General features: G+C 70.7%; 11 protein-coding genes and 1 pseudogene. All 12 read left to right on the forward strand.

Going from position 1 to position 20,477, the window contains the following annotated elements; all coding sequences use genetic code 11:
* The first annotated feature begins 3 nt into the window (after nt 1-3).
* A complete protein-coding gene (locus tag E1211_RS19635; RefSeq protein ID WP_132350476.1) occupies nt 4-1,947 on the forward strand; it encodes an ABC transporter ATP-binding protein in 1,944 nt (647 codons plus the stop codon).
* A gap of 601 nt (nt 1,948-2,548) precedes the next feature.
* The gene (locus E1211_RS19640; RefSeq protein ID WP_132350469.1) at nt 2,549-3,847 is read left to right on the forward strand and encodes an ABC transporter substrate-binding protein; all 1,299 of its coding nucleotides are present in this window, start codon (nt 2,549-2,551) and stop codon (nt 3,845-3,847) included.
* Nucleotides 3,848-3,960: 113 nt separating this feature from the next.
* Nucleotides 3,961-4,878 (forward strand): carbohydrate ABC transporter permease, encoded by a 918-nt coding sequence (locus tag E1211_RS19645; RefSeq protein ID WP_132350470.1) that lies wholly within the window; start codon nt 3,961-3,963, stop codon nt 4,876-4,878.
* Between the two features lie 5 nt (nt 4,879-4,883).
* Nucleotides 4,884-5,798: a carbohydrate ABC transporter permease gene (locus E1211_RS19650; protein ID WP_243709603.1), complete on the forward strand. Its 915-nt coding sequence runs from the start codon at nt 4,884-4,886 to the stop codon at nt 5,796-5,798.
* 2 nt (nt 5,799-5,800) lie between these two features.
* Nucleotides 5,801-7,762 (forward strand): glycoside hydrolase family 127 protein, encoded by a 1,962-nt coding sequence (locus tag E1211_RS19655; protein ID WP_132350471.1) that lies wholly within the window; start codon nt 5,801-5,803, stop codon nt 7,760-7,762.
* Between the two features lie 185 nt (nt 7,763-7,947).
* Nucleotides 7,948-12,687 (forward strand): discoidin domain-containing protein, encoded by a 4,740-nt coding sequence (locus tag E1211_RS19660; RefSeq protein WP_243709604.1) that lies wholly within the window; start codon nt 7,948-7,950, stop codon nt 12,685-12,687.
* 59 nt (nt 12,688-12,746) lie between these two features.
* A complete protein-coding gene (locus tag E1211_RS19665) occupies nt 12,747-15,926 on the forward strand; it encodes an OmpL47-type beta-barrel domain-containing protein (protein WP_132350479.1) in 3,180 nt (1,059 codons plus the stop codon).
* 41 nt (nt 15,927-15,967) lie between these two features.
* Complete coding sequence (locus E1211_RS19670; protein ID WP_132350472.1) at nt 15,968-16,600, forward strand: hypothetical protein; 633 nt, start codon at nt 15,968-15,970, stop codon at nt 16,598-16,600.
* A gap of 64 nt (nt 16,601-16,664) precedes the next feature.
* The gene (locus E1211_RS19675) at nt 16,665-17,714 is read left to right on the forward strand and encodes a WxL protein peptidoglycan domain-containing protein (protein ID WP_132350473.1); all 1,050 of its coding nucleotides are present in this window, start codon (nt 16,665-16,667) and stop codon (nt 17,712-17,714) included.
* A gap of 155 nt (nt 17,715-17,869) precedes the next feature.
* The gene (locus tag E1211_RS19680; protein ID WP_132350474.1) at nt 17,870-18,373 is read left to right on the forward strand and encodes a levansucrase; all 504 of its coding nucleotides are present in this window, start codon (nt 17,870-17,872) and stop codon (nt 18,371-18,373) included.
* Nucleotides 18,374-18,487: 114 nt separating this feature from the next.
* Nucleotides 18,488-19,456: pseudogene (locus E1211_RS19685) on the forward strand (sigma-70 family RNA polymerase sigma factor); the annotation flags it as partial.
* 95 nt (nt 19,457-19,551) lie between these two features.
* Nucleotides 19,552-20,400 carry an SgcJ/EcaC family oxidoreductase gene (locus E1211_RS19690; RefSeq protein WP_132350475.1) on the forward strand — a complete coding sequence of 283 codons (849 nt, stop codon included), beginning with the start codon at nt 19,552-19,554 and terminating at the stop codon, nt 20,398-20,400.
* Nucleotides 20,401-20,477: the final 77 nt, after the last annotated feature.

The following is a 20,477-nucleotide window of genomic DNA, read 5'->3' on the forward strand; positions in this document are numbered from 1 at the left end:
TGTATAAGAGACACCTCCGACCCGGAGGAGGCGACCGACCCGGACGCCGGGCCGGTGCTGCCGGAACTGCAAGATCCCGACTGGATGCACCACGCCCGCCAGGTCGCCCAGACGGGTTTCTGGGCGGTGGCCCGCCGCCTGCCCCGCATCGTCCGGGAGGCGATCGGCGTGGCGTGGGCGACCAACCGGTTCGACACGGTCGCCTCGATCGGCCTCAACATCGCCGCCGGTGTCATGACCACCTTCGGGCTGCTCGCCACCACCAGCGTGCTCACCAAGCTCTTCGCCGCCGGCCCCACCCCGGACCGCGTCCGCGCCGCCCTGCCGGCGCTGCTGCTCGCCGCGGCGGCCGTGTCGGCCCGCGGTGGGCTGACCATCGCCGCGGGCTGGGCGCAGGCCCGGTTGATCCCGCAGATCAACTACCGGGTCGAGCTGCGCATGTTCGAGGCCACCACCGCCGTCGACCTCGCCGCGTTCGACGACGCCGGGTTCGCCGAGGAGATGGACCGGGCCCGCGACCGCGGGATGCGCGAGGCCGCCTCGATCGTCGACAGCACCGTCAACCTGATCACCGGCGTCGTCGGTGTGCTCGCCACCGCCGCCGCGGTCACCGTCATCCAGCCGATCCTGCTGCCCTGCCTGCTCCTCGCGGCCGTGCCGCAGGCGATCACCGCGGTGCGGATCGCCCGCCGCCAGTACCTGAACCTGCTGGCCCGCATCACCCGCCGCCGTCGTATGTGGATGCTGGCGAACCTGATGGCCAACCGGCACACCGCCGTCGAGGTCCGGACGTACCAGATGCGCGAGTTCCTCCTCGACGAGTACCGGCGGATGATGAAGGCCGAGACCCGGGCCGACTTCGACCTCGTCCGGGCGCAGACCACCACCCGGGTCCTCGGCGCCTCCGGCGCCGGGCTGGCCACCTTCGCCGTCTACGCCGTGCTCGGTGGCCTGCTCCTGGCCGGCTGGGTCGCCCTTGCCGCCGCCGCGACCGCGCTGCTGGCGTTGCAGGCCGCGCACACCAGCCTGGGCATGGCCGTCTTCGCCACCAACTCGCTGTACGAGGACGCCCTCTACTACCAGGACTACCGCGACTTCCTCGACCGGGCCCGGCTGCGCACCCCGCCCGGGGGCGGCAGGTCCACCACCGGCTTCGACACCATCGATCTCGACGGGGTCAGCCTGAGCTATCCCGGCACGCAGACCCTCGCGGTCGACGACGTCAGCCTGACCGTGCACCGTGGTCAGGTCGTCGCGCTCGTCGGCGAGAACGGCTCCGGCAAGACCACCCTCGCCAAGCTCATCGCGGGCCTCTACCGGCCCACCTCCGGCGTCATCCGGTGGGACGGCACCGACACCGGCGAACTCGATCCGGTCAGCCTCGCCTCACACGTCGCCGTCATGAGCCAGGACTGGTGGAAGTTCCCGTTCACCGCCCGCCAGAACGTCCTCATCGGCCGCTACGACCGGCCGCCGCACGAGGCGGGGCCGAGCGTGGAGGACGCCGCGCGGGCCACCGCCGCGCACGACATGATCCTCGACCTTCCGTACGGGTACGAGACCCTCCTCGACCGCGAGTTCAAGAACGGCCAGGACCTCTCCGGCGGCCAGTGGCAACGGCTCGTCGCGGCGCGCAGCCTCTACCGGCACGCGCAGCTCCTGGTCTGTGACGAGCCGTCGGCCGCCCTCGACGCGCGGGCCGAGCACGCCATGTTCCAGAACCTGCGCCGTCAGCCCGACCGGCTGGTCATTCTGATCACCCACCGGCTCGCCAACGTCCGGCACGCCGACCAGATCTTCGTGATGCGCGACGGACGGCTGGTCCAGCAGGGCGACCACGAGCAGTTGATGGCGCAGGACGGCCTCTACCGTGAACTGTTCGACCTGCAGGCCGCCGGCTACCTGGCCGAGTCGTCGTCGAAGCCGCCGTCCGGGCCGGGTTCCTGAAGCCCGGACGGTGAGCGGTGCCGACCGCCGAGTACGGCGTGGGCGCTGATCGACTCGGTATCAAGGAAGTCGGGGTGTCCGGCTAGGCGGGACACCCCGACTTCCTTGAAGGCGCCGCTCTGCGGGCCGACCCGGGCCGAGATGGCCGTCGCCGAAAGGCTTTCGCAAAGATTTCAGGCGTACGGGCGGCGCGCAATCTATCGTTCGGGCGCGGGCGTAGTGCCCAGACTCGACACCGAGCGGGTGGGGCGGGCCGCCGAAAGCCGCTCTTGTTTTACCCGTTGGACACCTTGCCGAAATCGTTTTCGTGCGACACGCTAGCGGCGGACAGTGATACCCATCACCTCGGGCGCGGCGGTGACGATCGATGCGCGAGCCGCGCCGGATCCGGCGGGAGGCGGGTGCGAGATGACTGGTACGAGCCGCACGCACGGTGGCCGCGCGACCAGGGATCGCCCGCCCCTGCTCGCCGGAGCGACGCCCGGCGGAGGCGTGATCCCGCCGATCGCAGAACACGACCCGCACCACCGGATCGAGCTTCCACATTCCCGGGGACCGCGCTGCGGCTCCCTCTGATCCATAGACCCCGAGGAGAGGAATCATGAGGAAGGCCCTGGGCAGGCGCACCGCCCTGCGTTCCATGGCAGCAGTCCTGGTGGCGGCGTTGACTCTCGGTGCCGCCGCGTGCAGCGACGACGAGCCGGCCGGCTCGAGCGCCGCCGAGGCGGGACCCGAGGGTGTCGACGACGGCAGCGAGCTCACCATGTGGACCCGCGCGCCGCTGGAGAAGCAGGCGAAGCTCCTCGTGGAGGCCTACAACGCCAGCCACCAGAACAAGGTCAACCTGACAGTCGTACCCAACGACGACTACGTCGCCAAGGTCGGCGCGGCGGCCGGCGCGGACGGTCTGCCGGACCTCTTCGCCGCGGACATCGTCTACGTGCCGAACTGGGTGAACCAGGGGCTGTTCCAGGACATCAGCGCGAACATCAACGGCCTCGCCTTCAAGGACTCCATCAACAAGGGGCACCTGTCGGCCGGCACGGTGGACGGCAAAGCGCACGTCCTGCCGTTCGTCCTGGACCTGTCGATGCTCTTCTGGAACAAGCAGCTGTTCAAGGAGGCCGGGCTCGATCCGGAGAAGGCGCCGGCCACGCTCCAGGAGTACGCCACCGCGGCGAAGGCGGTGCAGGCGATGAAGAAGGAGGGTGTCTACGGCACGGCGGCCGGGCTCAACTGCGGCGGCTGCCTGGTCTTCACCTGGTTCCCCTCCATCTGGGCCGGCGGCGGCGAGGTGCTCAGCGAGGACGGCAAGGAGGCCAAGCTCGCCGACGACACCGCGCAGCAGGTCTACCGCACCTGGAACGACCTGTGGAAGTCCGGTGCCGTCCTGCCCGCCTCCGAGGGTGAGACCGGTCCGACGTGGACCGCGGCGTTCACCGAGGGGAAGGTCGGCCTGATGTTCTACCCGGCGACGTTGCTCTCCTCGACACCGTTCGACGTCGGCGTGGCCGGCATCCCGGGCCCCGACGGCGGCGCCTCCACCTTCGTCGGCGGCGACGGCATCGGCGTCTCCAAGGACTCGAAGAAGGCGGCCCAGGCCTGGAACTTCCTGAACTGGATGATGTCCGAGCAGGCGCAGGTCGAGGTGCTGGCGAAGAACAAGGACGTGGTGTCGCGCTCGGACCTCGCGAGCAACAAGTACGCCGCCGAGGACCCCCGGCTGGTCACCATCAACGAGGTGGCCGGCAAGGGCGACACGCCCGTCGCGCTCAACTTCCAGCAGGCGTTCAACGCGCCGGGCAGCCCCTGGCTGACCCTCATCCGCAACCAGGTGCTCACCGGTAGCGGCGATCTGCAGAAGGACAACGGCGAGATCACCGCCGTTCTCCAGCAGTAGCCGAGGCGGTCGCGGGCGGGTGTCGGCAGGTACGGCACGCGCCCGCGACGCCGATGCCACCCCGGAAACCGTCGCTCGACCGGTCCCCCGCACCGGAGAAACGGAAGGTCCTGATGACAGTCACCGCACCGTCTCGCCCGCCCAGTGCGGCGATGCGGGGCCACGCCCGGCGTCGTGGTCGCCGGGGCCTGCTCGGCTGGCTCTACGCGACACCGACGGCGGTCTTCGTCGGGGCGCTCTTCGTCGTCCCGCTGCTGCTGGTCGTCAAGATGTCGCTGTCGAGGTGGCCGCTGCTGACCGGGGACCAGGGGATCAACGTCCCCGACAACTTCACCAAGGCCGTCGACCACCGCTTCTTCACCGACTCGGTGGTGTTCACCGTCAAGTACACGGTGCTCGCCACCGTGCTGCTGCTGGCGCTCGGGCTGGGACTGGCGCTGCTCGTGCAGGAGTCGAGCCGGTGGAACAGCCTGCTCCGCGCCTCCTTCCTGATCCCCAGCGCGCTCGGCCTGGCGTCGGCGTCGCTGCTGTTCTACGTGCTCTACTCCCCGTACGCGAGCCCGCTGGCACCCGTGATGGAGAGCCTGGGCTTCACGTTCCTCGGCTCACCGACCGCGGCGCTGCTCTCCACGACCTTCCTCATCGTGTGGCGGTACGCCGGTTTCTACATGGTGCTCATGCTCGTCGGCCTGCAGGGCATACCCGCGGACGTGTACGAGGCCGCCCGCTCGGACGGCGCGAGCCGGTGGCAGACCTTCACGAAGGTCACCCTGCCGTTGCTGCGTCCGACGCTGGCGCTGACGACCGTGCTCTGCGTGACCGGCTCGCTGCTGGCGTTCGAGCAGTTCTACATCCTCACCAAGGGCGGCCCGGACAACAGCACGATCACCGTCGTGCAGCTCATCTACATGGTGGCGTTCCAGGGTCAGAACGACCTCGGGGTGGCGGCGGCGCTCTCGGTCATCGTGCTGCTCGCCCTGATCGTGATGAACGCCCTGCAACTGCGGGCGTTCCGGACCGAGGAGAGGTGACACCGATGGTCGCCGATTTCCGTTCCCGCCCCGCCACGGCCGACGAACCGGCCGCGCCCGGCACGGCGCCGACGGCCCCGGCCAGGTCGAACGGTGTCACGGTCGCCGGCATCGCGCTCCGCACGCCGTACTGGGTGTTCACCGGGGCGGTGGGGCTGATCTTCCTGGCGCCACTGGTCTGGACGGCGGTGGCGTCGGTCGCGCCGCAGGCCGGCACGAACCAGGTGGACGGCTGGGGGCTGGGCAACTACGAGACGCTGGCGAACTACCAGGCCGGCATCTGGCGATACCTCGCGAACTCGACACTGGTCTCCCTGCTGACGGTCGCCCTGACCCTGCTGGTCTCCCTGCTCGGCGGGTATGCCTTCGCCCGGTTCCGTTTTCCCGGCCGGAACCTCCTGTTCCTGCTCACGCTCGCCATCCTCATGGTTCCGTACGCGACGTTGCTGATCCCGCTCTATGTCCTGCTCAACGAGGTCGGGTTGCAGAACTCGCTCGTCGGGGTGGCCCTCGTGCTGACCATGTTCCAGTTGCCGTTCGCCACCTTCCTGATGCGCATCTCCTTCGAGGCGGTGCCCCGCGAACTCGACGAGGCCGCGCTGGTCGACGGCTGCTCGTCGTTCGGCGCGCTGTGGCGGGTGCTGCTTCCCGCGGTGAAGCCGGGCCTGATCACCGTGGGGCTCTTCGCGTTCCTCGCCGCCTGGAACGACTTCATGGCGCCACTGATCCTCATCAACGACTCCGAGCGGATGACCCTTCCGCTCGCGGTCTCCAACCTGCGCGGCCAGGTCCAGGGTGTCGTCGACTACGGGGCGACCGAAGCGGGCGTGGTCGTGCTCGCCCTCCCGTGCATCGTGCTGTTCCTGCTGCTCCAACGACACTACGTGCGCGGCTTCATGTCCGGCGCGCTGAAGGGATGACCATGAGCGGCACCGCATCCACGGCCGCGCCCGTGCTGCCGGTCCGCGGCCGGCTCCGGCCGCTCGGACTGGACGCCGTCCGGGTCACCGGCGGCTTCTGGGCCGGGCGTCAGTCGGTCAACGCCACCGCGACCCTCGCCCACATCGAGTACTGGCTGGAGCGGGCGGGCTGGCTCCGGAACTTCGACCTCGCCGCGCGGGGCGACCTGGCCGGCGGCCGCCGTGGGCGGGAGTTCTCCGACTCGGAGATCTACAAGTTCCTCGAGGCGATGGCGTGGGAGATCGGCCGGAGCGGGGACGCCGACCTCGAGGCGAGGTTCCGAACCGTCGTCCGGCGGGTGGCGGCGGCGCAGCGGCCCGACGGCTACCTCAACACGAACTTCGGCGGACCGGGGCAGGCACCGCGCTGGTCCGACCTCGAATGGGGCCACGAGCTCTACTGCGTCGGTCATCTGCTCCAGGCCGCGGTGGCCCGCGCCCGGACGTGTCCCGGCGCGGACGACGGGCTGCTGGAGGTGGCCCGCCGCGCCGCCGACAACGTGTGCGAGACGTTCGGGCCGGACGGCATCGACGGCATCTGCGGGCATCCGGTGATCGAGACGGCGTTGGTGGAGTTCGCCCGGACCACCGGGGACGACCGCTATCTGGCCCAGGCCGCGCTCTTCGTCGACCGGCGGGGGCACGGCCGGCTCAGCGATGTCGAGTTCGGTCGGGAGTACTTCCAGGACGACCTCCCCGTCCGGCGGGCGACGGTGCTGCGCGGGCACGCGGTCCGGGCGAACTACCTCGCCGCGGGCGCCGTCGACGTCGCCGTCGAGCTGAAGGACGCCAGCCTGCTGGAGGCCGTGCGCACCCAGTGGAGCAACGCGGTGGCGTGCCGTACGTACGTCACCGGTGGGCAGGGCTCCCGCCACCAGGACGAGGCCTTCGGCGGGGACTGGGTGCTGCCGCCCGACCGCGCCTACTCGGAGACCTGCGCGGGGGTCGGTTCGGTGATGCTCGCGTGGCGGCTGCTGCTCGCCGACGGTGATCCGCGGTACGCCGACCTCATCGAGCGGACGTTGTTCAACGTCGTGTCGACGTCACCGGCGGCGGACGGGCGGAGCTTCTTCTACACCAACACGCTGCACCGCCGTGAGCTCGGCACCCTCCCCGACGCCGATCGGCCCAGCCTCCGTGCGGCGTCCTCGCTGCGGGCGCCCTGGTTCGAGGTCTCCTGCTGCCCGACGAACGTCGCCCGGACGCTGGCCAGCCTCTCGGCGTACGTCGCCACCTGTGACGACGAGGGCCTGCAGCTTCATCAGTACATGCCGGCCACGGTCGCGCACCGGCTCGCCGACGGGCGTGACGTGAGCGTGAGCATCGCGACCGGCTACCCGTACGACGGGGATGTCCGGGTACGGATCGACGGCGACGACGAGCGCCCCTGGTCGCTGTCGTTGCGGGTGCCCGAGTGGGCGGCCCACGGTGCGACGTTGACCGTCGACGGCGACCGCCGGCCGGTGGGCCCGGGGCTGGTCACCGAGCACCGGCGGTGGCGACGCGGCGAGGAGGTCGTGCTGTCCCTGCCGGTGGCGCCCCGGTTCACCTACCCGGATGCTCGGATCGACGCGGTCCGGGGTTGTGTCGCGGTGGAGCGGGGACCGCTCGTGCTCGCCCTGGAGTCGGTGGACGTGCCCGTCGCCGGGAGCGTCGACGAGCTTCGTGTCGACGTCGACCAGCCGCCCCGCCTGGTGGACGGCAGGGTCACCGTCCGCTGCCGTCGCGTGCACCCGGACGCCCACGACTGGCCCTACCACCGGGAGCGGGGCGACTCGACCCCCGTGGTCGGCGAGGCGCTCGACGGGGTGGCCCTGGTGGAGTACCACGCGTGGGCGAACCGGGGGCCCTCGACGATGCGCGTCTGGCTCCCCATCCTCGCCGACCGAGCCGACCGAGCCGACCGAGCCGACCGAACCGGCTGAACCGGCTGAACCGGCGCGCCGGACGCCGGCGCCCGACCGGCCCGTGCACGCCCACGGATGTTAACGCTAACAAAATCGTCCACCTCCTCCCGCAACGACAACGCCAGACCGCGCGAGACCGACCACCGAGGTGCAGCACGGCCTCCCCAGCAGTCCAGCCGCACCGACGACAAGGAGGAAGGAACATGAGCCGTAGACGCGTGAGGAGGGCGCCCCTCTGGGTCGCCCTGGCCGCGCTCGTGATGGGCGGAACGGTTGGGGTGGGATCCCCGGCCCACGCCGACGGCCCGGTCCTACCCGGCAACGAGGGTGACGTCGGGGTCTACACCGACGGGCAGAGCCACGTCATGGAGATCGGGGACCCGGTCTACAGCAACGTCGGCGACGTCGCCGAGCAGCTCAAGCCCGGTGTGCCCTTCACAGCCGGGAACATGCACCAGTCCATCTTCGAGAAGGATCTCGCCGCCGGCGGCACCGACTACTACCTCGACCGCGTCCTGGGCGTCCAGGGAGCTATCGGCTCGGCGGTGTTGATGACCCGGGGCCGCTCCCTGTACATGCGCGGTGCGAGCAACAACAACTTCACCGTGATGGGCTTCGCCGGCAGCGCGTACGTCGGCGGCCCGAACAACCTCGGCAACCTCTACACCGTCACGGTGCCGGGGCAGACCGTCACCGAGGTGAACGCGAACCGGTTCAACGCGCCGAGCCACGCGAAGGGCCGGTACACCATCGGCGCGACCGGGGTCACCGCCGACCTGACCAAGTTCATCACGTACGACAACGTCGCCGTCACCGCCATCACCTTCCGCAACCCCGGCGACGGCCCGGCCACGTTCACCGTCCGCGCCGCGTCGCCGCTGGCCACCCAGGCGGGAACGGGCGCGGCCGAGCTCACCGGCACCCGCACCATCACCAGCGGCTCGAACAACGGACTCGTCGACACCGCCTGGAACTCGATAAAGGTCGACGTCACCGGCGCCGGGTTCACCCGGACCGGAACCAACCTCGACCGTGAGATCACCGTGCCCGCCGGCGGCTCGGTGGCGCTGTCGGTGGTCGGCGCCGTCTCCTCGGCCACACTGCCGGAAACGGTCGAGAGCTACCAGGAGTACGCCGGACTCTCGCCGGCCGACGCGGTGCGCACCGGTGTCACCGAGTTCAACCGCCGCTGGGCGCAGGACGTCCCCTACATCGACGTCCCGGATCCCGCGTTGGAGAAGGCCATCGTCTACCGGTGGTGGGGGGAGCGGTACAACACCCTCGACGCCAACGCCTCCGGCCACGTCTACCAGTACCCGACCACGATCGAGGGGGTGAACCTCTACCAGAACGCCGTCGCGCTGACCCAGCCGATGCACCTGCAGGACACCAAGTGGCTGCGCACGCCGTACCTGCCGTACGGCCAGGTGCTGAACATCGGCGAACTCTCCGGCTCGTCGGCCTTCCTGGACAGCCCCGGGCACACCAGCTGGAACAACCACTACTCGCAGTACCTCGGCACGGCCGGGCTCGAGGCGTACAACGTGCACGGCGGTGGCAAGGAGATCGCCCGGAAGTTCGCCGGCTACTTCGAGGGCGACGGCGTCGGCCAGCTCGAACACTACGACGGCAACGACGACAAGCTGATCGCCTACGACACCAACTACATGCCCGGCAACGACGCCGACGCCATCACCTTCGGCTTCCCGAAGTCCAACGCGGGCGCGCCCGGGGCGCGAACCATCGAGCGTCCCGAGTCGGCGTACGTGTGGGGGGCGTTCGACGCCGCCCGGCAGCTCTACCAGATCGCGGGCGCCGACCAGGCGAAGGTCGACCAGCTGGCGACCGGCGCCGACGAGATCCGTGACGCGATCCTCGACCGGCTGTGGAGCCCGGACATGCGGATGTTCCTCGCCGGCACCTCGCACGGAGCCAGCAGCGCGGCCAGCGCCAACGGGCGACCGAACCCGCTGCCCGCGTCGTCGCGCGACCTCATTCCGGCCCGGGAGTCGAACCTCTACGACGTCTACGCCGAGAACCTCATCCCGTTCGACCAGTGGCAGACCTACGTCGACGGGTTCCGGTTCCTGACCTACGGCGACAACTTCCCGATCTTCCCGTTCTACACCGCCAACCAGTACGACCGGACGGCCTACGGGATCGGCGGCTCCAACAACTTCTCCAACATCAACTTCACGGTGCAGTACCGCGGCGTCCGGTCGGCGCTGCGCCACTACGACCCGGAGCAGAAGTACATCACTCCGGCCTACGCGAAGCGGCTGCTCGACTGGATGGCGTGGAGCATCTACCCGAACGCGGACCTGCGCGCCCCGAACCAGGCGGAGTACTACTCCAATTGGAACCCGACCACGAAGACCTACAACCGCAACAACCCGAACCACGTGATGCTCGGCAACATGAACTACATCTTCGTCGAGGACATGGCGGGCATCCAGCCCCGCTCCGACGACAAGATCGAACTCTGGCCGATCCGGTTCGGCTACGACCACTTCATGGTCAACAACCTGCGGTACCACGGGCAGGACGTCACAGTCGTCTGGGACCCCGACGGCAGCGAGTACGGCCTGGGCGTCGGGTACAGCCTCTTCCTCAACGGGGAGAAGAAGGTCAGCGCCGACAAGCTCGGCAAGCTCACTTACGACCCGAACACCAACCAGGTCCAGGCCGAGGAGGGCGTGACCGTCACCTTCACCGCCGACGAGGGCACCGACTTCCCGAGCGCGGTGCAGACGCCGATCTCCGACGACCGGGTCGTCGCGTACCTCAAGACGGCCGGCGTCGACCTCACCGAGGACGCGCCGAACCTGGCGGCGGGCGCCGGACTCAGCTCGTCGTACACCCAGCAGGGCGTACGGCCCACCCCGTGGCGGCAGTTCCACACGCCCGGTTGGAGCACCACCTCGATGAACTACACGCCCGGCGCGATCAAGGAGACCGAGCGGCCGGTGTCGCTGAACGCGGTCACCGACGGCGTCACCGCCAACGAGCCGTACTGGGGCAACTACGGCACGACCGACCGCAACGGCTACGTCGAACTCGATCTGGGCTCGGCCAGGTCCTTCGACAACGTCAAGGTGTTCTTCGTCAGCGACCGGCAGGCCGGCGGTTACCGCGAGCCCGCGCGCTGGTGGATCCAGGTGCCCGACGGTGAGGGCGGCTGGAAGGAGGTGCCGAACCAGTTCAAGAACCCCACCGTTCCGTCGGCGAAGTTCAACGAGGCGCTCTTCCACGGCGTGACGTCGAACAAGCTACGCATCGCGTTCACGAACAACCCGACCTTCTCCACCGCCATCCCCGAGATCCAGGTCTTCGACTCCGGCCGCGACGTGCCGGACGTCTCCAACCAGGCGCCGGTCGTCACCGCCGCGCGGGACGGCTCGGCGGACGGCAACCTCTCCACCCGGCTGGTCGGTACGGCGACCGACGACGGCATCCCCTACGACAGCGAACTCACCTTCGGCTGGGAGACCGTCTCGGCGCCGCAGGGCGCGGGCGTCATCTTCGCCGACCCGAAGGCCCTCGCCACCCGGGTGACCGGCACGATCCCCGGCGACTACGTGTTCCGTCTCCACGCCGACGACGGTGCGAAGCGGTCGGAGGCGACCGTCGCGGTGACCCTCGCCGAGCGGGAGGTCGTCGCGGAGTTCGGCCGCTCGGCGACGATCACCACCAGCGGCACCGCGTCGTGGGAGAACCACCAGCGGGTCAACGAGAGCAGCACGCCGAGCAGCTCCAACCCGGGCGCCGGGAACGGCTGGGGCAACTGGGGCCAGCCGCAGAACGGCACCAGCCCCGAACGGGCGGCGTGGATCCAGTACCGGTGGGACGCGCCGGTGCGGCTCTCCTCGACCGACGTCTACTGGTACGACGACAACGGCGGCACCCGCCGGCCCACGGGCACCACGTACGCCGTCGAGAGCTCCGCGGACGGCACCACCTGGACGCCGGTCACGCTGACCAACGGATCGGCGTACGCCGACGCGCTCGCCACCAACAGGTACAACCGCCTGGAGTTCACCCCGATCACGACAAGCTACCTGCGCATCCGCATCTTCGGCGTGATGGGTGAGGGCGCGGGCACGGGCGTGCTGCGCTGGCGCGCCAACGGCGAGACCGTCGACTCGGTGCGCTCGCCGGTGCTCATCCGCACCACAGTGGGGCAGGTGCCGACCCTGCCGGGCACCCTCGACGCGGTCTACGCCAGCGGCGCGCGCGGTGACGTCGCGTTCAACTGGCAGCCGATCACGCCCGAGATGGTCGCGGAGACCAACGTCGAGCCGTTCGTGGTCTACGGCACGAACGACGCCTACGGGCTGATCGCCGAGGCCCGCGTCTACGTGCGGCCGGAGACCGCGCCACGCGGCATCTCGATCCAGGGAGCCGAGACGTTCGAGCAGGCCGTCGAGGTGGGAGAGCTGCCCTACCTCCCGGACAAGGTGGAGGTCTCCTACAACGACGGCTCCCGGGACAACCAGGCCATCGGCGTCGACTGGAACTTCGACGAGAGCGTCGTCGACACCCCCGGTCGCTACACGATCATCGGTGACCTGATCCTGCCCGAGTACGTCAGCGAGGCCGGCACCACCCGGACCACGTTGACCCTCACCGTGGGCGACCCGCCACCGGACCCCGCCTGGGACGTCGAGGTGCAGGCCCGCACCCAGTGCACCGGCGGCAAGGTCTACGTGCTGGTGACCGCGCGCAACGCCGACGACGTGCCGCTCACCGTCGAGCTGGTGACGCCGTACGGGTCGCGCACGGTCGCCGACGTCGCCCCGGGCAAGTCCGCGTACCAGGCGTTCACCAGCCGGGCCGTGTCGGTGCCGGCCGGGACCGCCACGGTCAAGGTCACCGGGACCGTCGACGGAGCGCCGGTCACGGAGCAGGTCGAGGCGCCGTTCGGCGCGCTCAGCTGCGACTAGCCCTTCACGGGTGGCGGCGTCGTACCGGCGCCGCCACCCTCCGGCCCGACAGTGAGGAGATCGACACCGTGAACACCAGCGTGGTGCGCGGCGGCGCCCCACCGACGTCCCGGCGGTCGCGCCGGTTCGGCAGGGCGGCCGCCGCGGCGGCGGTCGCCGGGCTCGTCGCGAGCGGCCTGGTCGGGGTCGCCGCCCCGGCCTACGCGGCCGACCCGTACACCTTCACCAACACGATCAATCCGATCCTCGGCGACGGCAGCTACCACTCGGCCGACCCCGCGCCGATCGTCGTGCCGGCCGGCGCCCCCGGTAACGGCAGCGGCACCGACCAGCTCTACATCTACACCGGCCACGACGAGGCCGGAACGACCACCAACGACTTCATCATGAACGAGTGGGGGGCGTTCCAGACCGCCGACGTCGAGGCGGGGGAGTGGACCCACCACCCGTCGCTGATGCGTCCGGAACAGGTCTTCGACTGGGCCACCCCGGGGCGCGCGTACGCGGGACAGGTGGTCCGGGGCGTCGACGGCCGCTACTACTGGTACGTCCCGATCCACGAGCGGGACAGCCCGGCGTCCGACAAGTTCGCGATCGGGGTGGCCGTCTCGGAGAGCCCGACCGGCCCGTGGACCGACCACGCGGGCGGGCCGATCATCTCCCAGCGCGTGCCCACCCCGAACACCATCCACAACATCGACCCGACGATCCTCGTAGACGGCACCGCCCCGAACCAGCGGGTGTACCTCTGGTGGGGCTCGTTCAGCCAGCTGCGGATGATCGAACTCGCGCAGGACATGAAGACCCCGGTCACCACGCCGCGTTCCGTCACCGGGCTGACCGGCTTCTTCGAGGCGGCCTGGGCCTTCAAGCGCCACGACACCTACTACCTGGCGTACGCCGGGAACAACGCCGGACCGACCTCGCAGTGCACGCCGGCGAACTACCACGCCTGCATCGCGTACGCCACGGCGTCGTCGCCGCAGGGGCCGTGGACCTACCGGGGGACCGTCCTGCGGCCGGTCTCCTCGACGACGAGCCACCCGGGCATCCTGGAGTTCCACGGCTCCTGGTACATCGCGTACCACACCGCGGACGCCGTGGGCGGCGGCCACTTCCGCCGGTCCGTGGCCATCGACCCGGTGGAGTGGGACGACACGCAGAACCCGCCACGGATGAAGCCGGTCACCCCGACGCCGGTGCGGGGGCCCGACCTCACCCCACGGCCGAACATCGCCCAGGCGGCCCGGGTCACCGTCTCCAACGAGCCCGTGCCCACCCAGTACTGGGTGAAGGCGCTCAACGACGAGATCGTCCGGCCCAACCCGCTGCCGCCGGACATGTGGGGCACCTGGACCGGCAACAACCCGCCCCAGCAGTGGGTGCAGTACACCTGGGACCAGCCGATGCGGATCTCCGGCTCGCAGATCGAGTTCTGGAACGACAGCCCGCAGGGCAGCGGCGTGGGCGTCGCGGCGCCGGCCGGCTGGCGGATCCAGTACTGGGACCTCGGCACGGGGCAGTGGGCCGACGTGCCGAACCCGAGCGGCTTCCCGACCGGCACCCGGGGCTTCCAGGACACCACCTTCGACCCGGTCACCACCACGCAGGTCCGCGCGGTGTTCGACGCGTCGACCAACGGCAGCACCTACTCGGCGGTGGCGGTCGAGGAGTGGAAGATCCTCGCCGCGCAGCCGGAGTCCGCCGTCACCGCGCCGGCGATCACGGTGGAGGTGGGGGAGACCCAACTGCCGGACAGCGTTCCCGTCACCTTCGGCGACGAGACGCTGCGGACGCCGGTCCTCTGGGATCCGGTGAGGCCGGAGGACGTCGCCGCGCCCCGCACCTTCACCGTCCAGGGCACCGTCCTCGGTTACGCCGCCGGGCGGGTCACCGCGCAGGTCACCGTCATCTCCCCGGACGACACCGACGGTGACGAGACCGCGCCGACGGTGACGCTCACGCCCAGCGGGAGCGCCGGCAGCGCCGGCTGGTTCCGGTCCGCGGTACGGGTGCGGGTGGCCGGTGTCGACGACCGCGGCGGGCGGATGAGCATCGAGACGCGGGTCGACGACGGCCAGCCGGTCGCCGCGCGCGACGTGCGGTCCGTCGACGTGACGGTCACCGGGGACGGCCGGCACACGGTCACGGCGACCGCGACCGACCGGGCGGGCAACACCTCGCCGGCCGCGGACCTCGGCGTACGCGTCGACGCCACGGCACCGGTCAGCGCGGCCGCCGTGGACGGCGACGCCCGGACGGTCACGGTGACCGCGAGCGACGCGACCTCCGGGGTCACCCGGATCGAGTACGCCGTCGGCACCGGCGCGTGGACCGCCTACACCGGTCCCGTCGCGGCGCCGGACGCCGACCGGCAGACCGTGTCGTTCCGCGCGCTCGACGCGGCCGGGAACCTGGAGACCGCCAAGACGGTCACCATCCCGGCGGACCTCTCCGGGCCGCTCACCGGCAACATCGCGCCCATCGGCACGCCGACCGCCTCCTACACGGCGGGCTGGAACAGCGTCACCGCCCTCAACGACGGCGCCGACCCGTCGAACCCGAGCCAGGCGCAGATCTGGGGCACCTGGTCCGGCACCCGCCCGGCGACCCAGTGGGTCCAGTACGACTGGTCCCGTCCGGTGCGGCTCACCGGCGCCGAGCTGAAGTTCTGGCGGGACGCCGACCAGGGCACCGGCGACGGCGTCGCCGAACCCGACGGGTGGGTGTTGCAGTACTGGGACGAGGCCGCCTCGGCCTGGCACGACGTCCCGAACCCGTCCCCGTACGGCACGAGCACCACCGCGTTCAACACAGTCACCTTCGACCCGGTCGTCACGCCGAGGGTGCGCGCCACGATCCGGGCCAACGGCAACGGCACCAGCTATTCGGCGGTGGCGATCACCGACTGGCGGGTCTTCGCCGACGATCCGGGAGTCCCGCCCGCGTTGCCGGTGACCGTGACGGCGCAGACGCGGTGCGTCGCCGGCAAGGCGTACGTCGCGGTGCAGGCGCGGAACGACCACGACGCGCCGGTGGACGTCGCCCTGGCGACCGCCTACGGCGAGCGCGCCTTCACGGACGTCACCGCGGGCGCGAACGCCTACCAGTCGTTCGCCGCGCGGGCGACCTCGGTGGCGGCCGGCTCGGCGACGGTCCGCGTCAGCGGGTCGATCGACGGCACCGACGTGACGACGGTCCGCACCGCCGAGTATCCCGGCGTCGACTGCGCCGGCTGACCCTGCAAACCCAGTAACGACTACGGACGATGGAGCATCGGATGACCAGATGGAATCGGAAGCGGTTGGTGGCGGCGGGCGCCGCGGGGGCGGTGCTGGCGGGGGGCGTGGCGCTGCAGTCGCCGGTCCTCGCCGAGCCCGGCGACAGCGCCGACGTGCAGGTGACTGTCGACATCGAGGAGATCACGGAGCCCGGAGTGCTGGCCATGTCGGTCGCCGGTGACTCGGTGGCGCTGGCGGAGGACGGCTCGACCCTGCTGGTGCGTCAGTTCGTCGGTGAGCTGCCGACGGTGACGGTCACGGACACCCGTACGCCGGAGGAGGTGCCCGACAACGCGGCGTGGGCGGTGCTGGGCAGTGCCACCGACTTCGTCGGCGGCGCCGGCCAGGCGCCGATCAGCGCCGGGCACCTGGGCTGGAAGCCGCGGCTGATCGACGGCGGCGACACCGGTCTGGTCACCGAGGGGGAGGAGGTGGTCACCGTCCTCGACGAGCCGACCCAGCCGGGGAACAACGTGGGCCTCGTCGACCAGGAGCTGCTGGTGTCGACGTTCGACTCGGGGGCCGTGGCCGGTGACGCCTACTCGGTCGACGCCGACCTGTTCCTGCGGACCCCGGCGGACGTCGCGGCCGGGTCGTACACCTCGACGTTGACCTTGTCCCTCTTCGAGTAGAAGCATGGTGGGGGCCGTGCGGCAGCGGCCCCCACCGCCACCCCCGCTGCCCGGAGGACTCGTCATGACGCGAACCACGCCAGGGATGCTGCGCCGGTTGCTCGCCGTGCCGGCCGCGCTCCTCGTCACCGTGCCGGTCGCACCCGGCGGCGCGCTGGCGCAGCCGGCGAGTCCCACCGTGACCTGGGCGGTGCAACCGGCCGACGAGAACGGGCCGGACGGCCGCCGCTGGGTCGAGGTCACCCTCGATCCCGGGCAGGTGGTGACCGAGCACCTGGCGGTGCGCAACTTCAGTGACGCTCCGGTGGTGTTCGCGTTGAAGGCGGCCGACGGGTACCTCACCGACAAGGGGCGGTTCAACATGCTCCCGTCCGGCCAGGAGTCGGTGGACGGCGGCACCTGGATCGAGGTGCGGAAGACGGTCACCGTCGGGCCGAAGCAGACGACGGTGGTGCCGTTCACCATCACCGTGCCGCGCGACGCCACGCCCGGCGACCACCCGGCGGGTATCGCGGCGACCGTCACCAGCGGGGGAGGCACGGTCGCCGTCGAGAGCCGGGTCGGGTTCCGGGTCATGATGCGCGCCACCGGCACGGTCGCGGCGGCCCTGGCGATCAGCGACCTGACGGCCCGCTACGAGCGCTCCTGGAACCCGTTCTCGGCCGGCACCGTGCACGTCAGGTACACCGCGACCAACGAGGGCAACGTCGCGGTGACCGGCGGCGGCCGGGTGACCGCCGCCGAACTCTTCGGTCTGGCCGAACCGGGTGCGCGGGCCGAAGTCGCGGAGCTGCTGCCCGGCGGCACCAGGAGAGCCGAAGCCCGCGTCGCCGGGGTGTGGGGGCTGGGGCCGGTCCGGACGACCGTGGAGGTGATCCCTTCCGTGCTCGCCGGCGACGCGACCGGGGCCGAGGTGAGGCGCGGGTCGTCCACCGTGACGCTCTGGGTGCTGCCCTGGCCGCAACTGGCCGTCGCGCTCTTCCTGGTCGCGCTCGTCCTCGCCTACCGCACCATCGCGCGGCGACGCCGGCGGCGGCTCGCGCGACTCCTCGCCCAGGCGCGGGACGAGGGCCGGGCCGAGGCTCGAGGGTCCGTGCTCACCGGCGGGTCGTGACGAACGCCGCCGTCGTCCGGCCCGTTCTCCAGTGAGGTGGTTGCGCGAGCATCCAGGTCCGTTGCCGCTGCCCACGAAACGCAGCCCGCTGCCAAGCGCGGCGATGGTGTTGAATCGACCGACAGGACAGCCGGGCGAAGGATTTGGGGAACAGGATGGACACCAGCGCGACGGAGAGCGTCCGGGCGTACATCGAGACGACCGGACATCGGTTGCAGGCCGACGGCTGCGAGGTGACGACCGAAGACTGGGGCGGCCTGCCGGTGCTCGTCGGTTACCGCGCCGACTTCAAGATGCGCTGGATGGCCACCAAGCTGCATTTGTTCACCGTGGCCGCGCCGACGACATTGATCACCGAGAGTGCCATCGAGGAGTTCACCGACTCGGCCTTCGACTACGTGCTAGCTCGCAAGGGGCAGCTGCGCGGCATGCAGACCGGAGTCGCGGTGTTCCCCGCGCTGGTGGGCACGCAGATCGAGCCGCGCGCGCTGGCCTGGGCCCGGCAGAAGCAGCATGTCCGGTTCGCGGCGGCGGCGCGTCCGGTGGTGGTGGACGCGAGAACGGGGAACGCCGTCGCCTTTCGCGGCACCCCACTGCTCGGGCTCGTCTACTCGGCTCACCTGCGCCGTAAGCTGGCTGCCTACTTCCCGGCTGCATGACGGTCGCCACCGGCTGAACCCGATCTCGACCATCGGTTCCCGCCACTGAGATCGTAGGCGCGAAGGAAGCCGTCGATGCCGGCGAAGACTCACAGCCGTGGGTGCGGGGAGTACCTGTGCAAGGATCGGCTCGTGGTGTCGGATGCCCACGCGGTCCTGCTGTCCGCGGCCAAGGCCGGCGACGCGGACGCGTTCGCTGCTGTGGTGGGTCCGCACCGCGGCGAGCTGCGTGCGCACTGCTACCGCATGCTGGGCTCGGTCCACGATGCCGACGACGCCGTGCAGGAAACACTGGTTCGCGCTTGGCAGGCGCTCCACCGGTTCGAGGCACGTGGATCGATACGGCCATGGCTGTACCGGATCGCGACGAACCGCTGCCTGTCGATGCTGGAACGGCGCGGACGCCGGGAACTTCCCACCGATCTCCGTGTCAGCGACGACGCCGAGGTGACCTGGTTGGAGCCCTGTCCGGACGACGTGACAGGCCCCGAGCCGCGGGCCGTCATGCGCGAGAGCGTCGAACTGTCCTTCGTCGCCGCGTTGCAGCGGCTGTCCGCCACGCAGCGTGCGGTGCTGCTGTTGCGCGAGGTCCTGGGCTTCACGGCCCGCGAGGTCGCCGAGCAGCTCGGCACGAGCGTGGCGGCGGTCAACAGCGCCATGCAGCGGGCCCGCGCACAGCTCCACCCGGCACTCCCGACCACGACGCAGCGGGCGACGATGCACGAGCTGGGCGACGCGGCGGTCCGCGACCTGGCCCGACGGTACGCGCAGGCATGGGAAGCGGGCGACGTCGACACCATCGTCACGATGCTCACCGAGGACGCCAGGTACTCCATGCCGCCGGTGCGGGCCTGGTTCGCCGGCCGGGAGGCCATCCGCGAATTCCTCCTCGGCGGCCCCCTGACCTGTCGCTGGCGGTTCGTCCCCACCGCAGCCAATGGTCAACTCGCGTTCGGCACCTACCTCTGGAACGAGGAGCAGGGGGTGTACCTGCCCGGCGGTCTCGACGTGCTCACCCTGCGCGGCGACGGCATCGCGGAGGTCGTGTCGTTTCTCGACGTGGACTTCGCCGCATTCGACCTGCGCTCCTGTCTGCTGGGAGCACCTGAGGTATCAGGTTGCCGGAGTGCGATGGATTCACCTCCTCCGCCGGGTTCTACCGGTGAAGGGAGGCACACATGGTTGTGCAGCGACACCGAGCCGACGAGCAGCTCGTCACCGAACTCATCGAGCGCTGGGCGGCGGCGATCCGAGCGGGGGACCTGCCGGGCGTCCTCGCCGACCACGCCGACGACATCGTGATGTTCGACGTGCCGCCGCCACAGGACGGAGTTCGAGGCATCGACGCCTACCGCGACAGCTGGCCGCCGTTCTTCCGATGGCTCGCCGACGGCGCGATCTTCGAGATCGTCGACCTCCAGGTGACCGCCGGGGTGGACGTGGCCTTCGCCCACGTGCTCCTACGATGCGGCTCGCCCGAGGATCTCGCCCGTCGTCCGGACCATCGGCTGCGGATCACCCTCGGTCTGCGCAAGGAGGCCGGGCGGTGGGTGGTCGCGCACGAGCACCACTCGTTCCCGCTGGCGGAAGCGCCCGACGGCACGGCGAGCGTGCGGGAGATCAGGTCCCTGCACGAGCGCTGGTTCGACCGCACGGCGGCGGCCGATCTCGACGGATTGATGCGGAACATCGCCGCCGATGTGGTCTCGTACGAGCACGTCACGCCGCTGCAGTATGTCGGCCTGGCGCAGGTCCGGCAGGTATGTGCGGCCGGCCTCGATGCCGGTCCTGGTGAGGTGACCTGGCAGGTGCCCGAGATGAGCGTCATCGCCAACGACGACCTCGCCGTCGCGTGGGGACTGAATCGGGTGCGGGTCGGGGGTCCGGACGGACAATCGGCCGAGACGTGGTCGCGAGGCACGCGCGTCTTCCGCCGGGTGGGGGACGACTGGTTGATGGTGCACCAGCACTTGTCGTACCCCTGCGATCCGCAGAGCGGTATCGCCCGCGCCGACCTCAATCCCTGACCGTAACGTCGCGGAGGTGGGAACGGGGGTGGGGTGGACGCAAACGATCGCCCAGGGCCAGGGGACGAGTGTCGGCG

The organism is Micromonospora sp. 15K316 (assembly GCF_004348525.1).
In the GTDB taxonomy this organism is placed as follows: Bacteria; Actinomycetota; Actinomycetes; order Mycobacteriales; family Micromonosporaceae; genus Micromonospora.

Coding starts and splice junctions, on each gene's coding strand:
- E1211_RS19640 (WP_132350469.1), top strand. CDS start 2,549: ATGAGGAAGGCCCTGGGCAGGCGCACCGCCCTGCGTTCCATGGCAGCA.
- E1211_RS19645 (WP_132350470.1), top strand. CDS start 3,961: ATGACAGTCACCGCACCGTCTCGCCCGCCCAGTGCGGCGATGCGGGGC.
- E1211_RS19650 (WP_243709603.1), top strand. CDS start 4,884: ATGGTCGCCGATTTCCGTTCCCGCCCCGCCACGGCCGACGAACCGGCC.
- E1211_RS19655 (WP_132350471.1), top strand. CDS start 5,801: ATGAGCGGCACCGCATCCACGGCCGCGCCCGTGCTGCCGGTCCGCGGC.
- E1211_RS19660 (WP_243709604.1), top strand. CDS start 7,948: ATGAGCCGTAGACGCGTGAGGAGGGCGCCCCTCTGGGTCGCCCTGGCC.
- E1211_RS19670 (WP_132350472.1), top strand. CDS start 15,968: ATGACCAGATGGAATCGGAAGCGGTTGGTGGCGGCGGGCGCCGCGGGG.
- E1211_RS19675 (WP_132350473.1), top strand. CDS start 16,665: ATGACGCGAACCACGCCAGGGATGCTGCGCCGGTTGCTCGCCGTGCCG.
- E1211_RS19680 (WP_132350474.1), top strand. CDS start 17,870: ATGGACACCAGCGCGACGGAGAGCGTCCGGGCGTACATCGAGACGACC.
- E1211_RS19690 (WP_132350475.1), top strand. CDS start 19,552: ATGGTTGTGCAGCGACACCGAGCCGACGAGCAGCTCGTCACCGAACTC.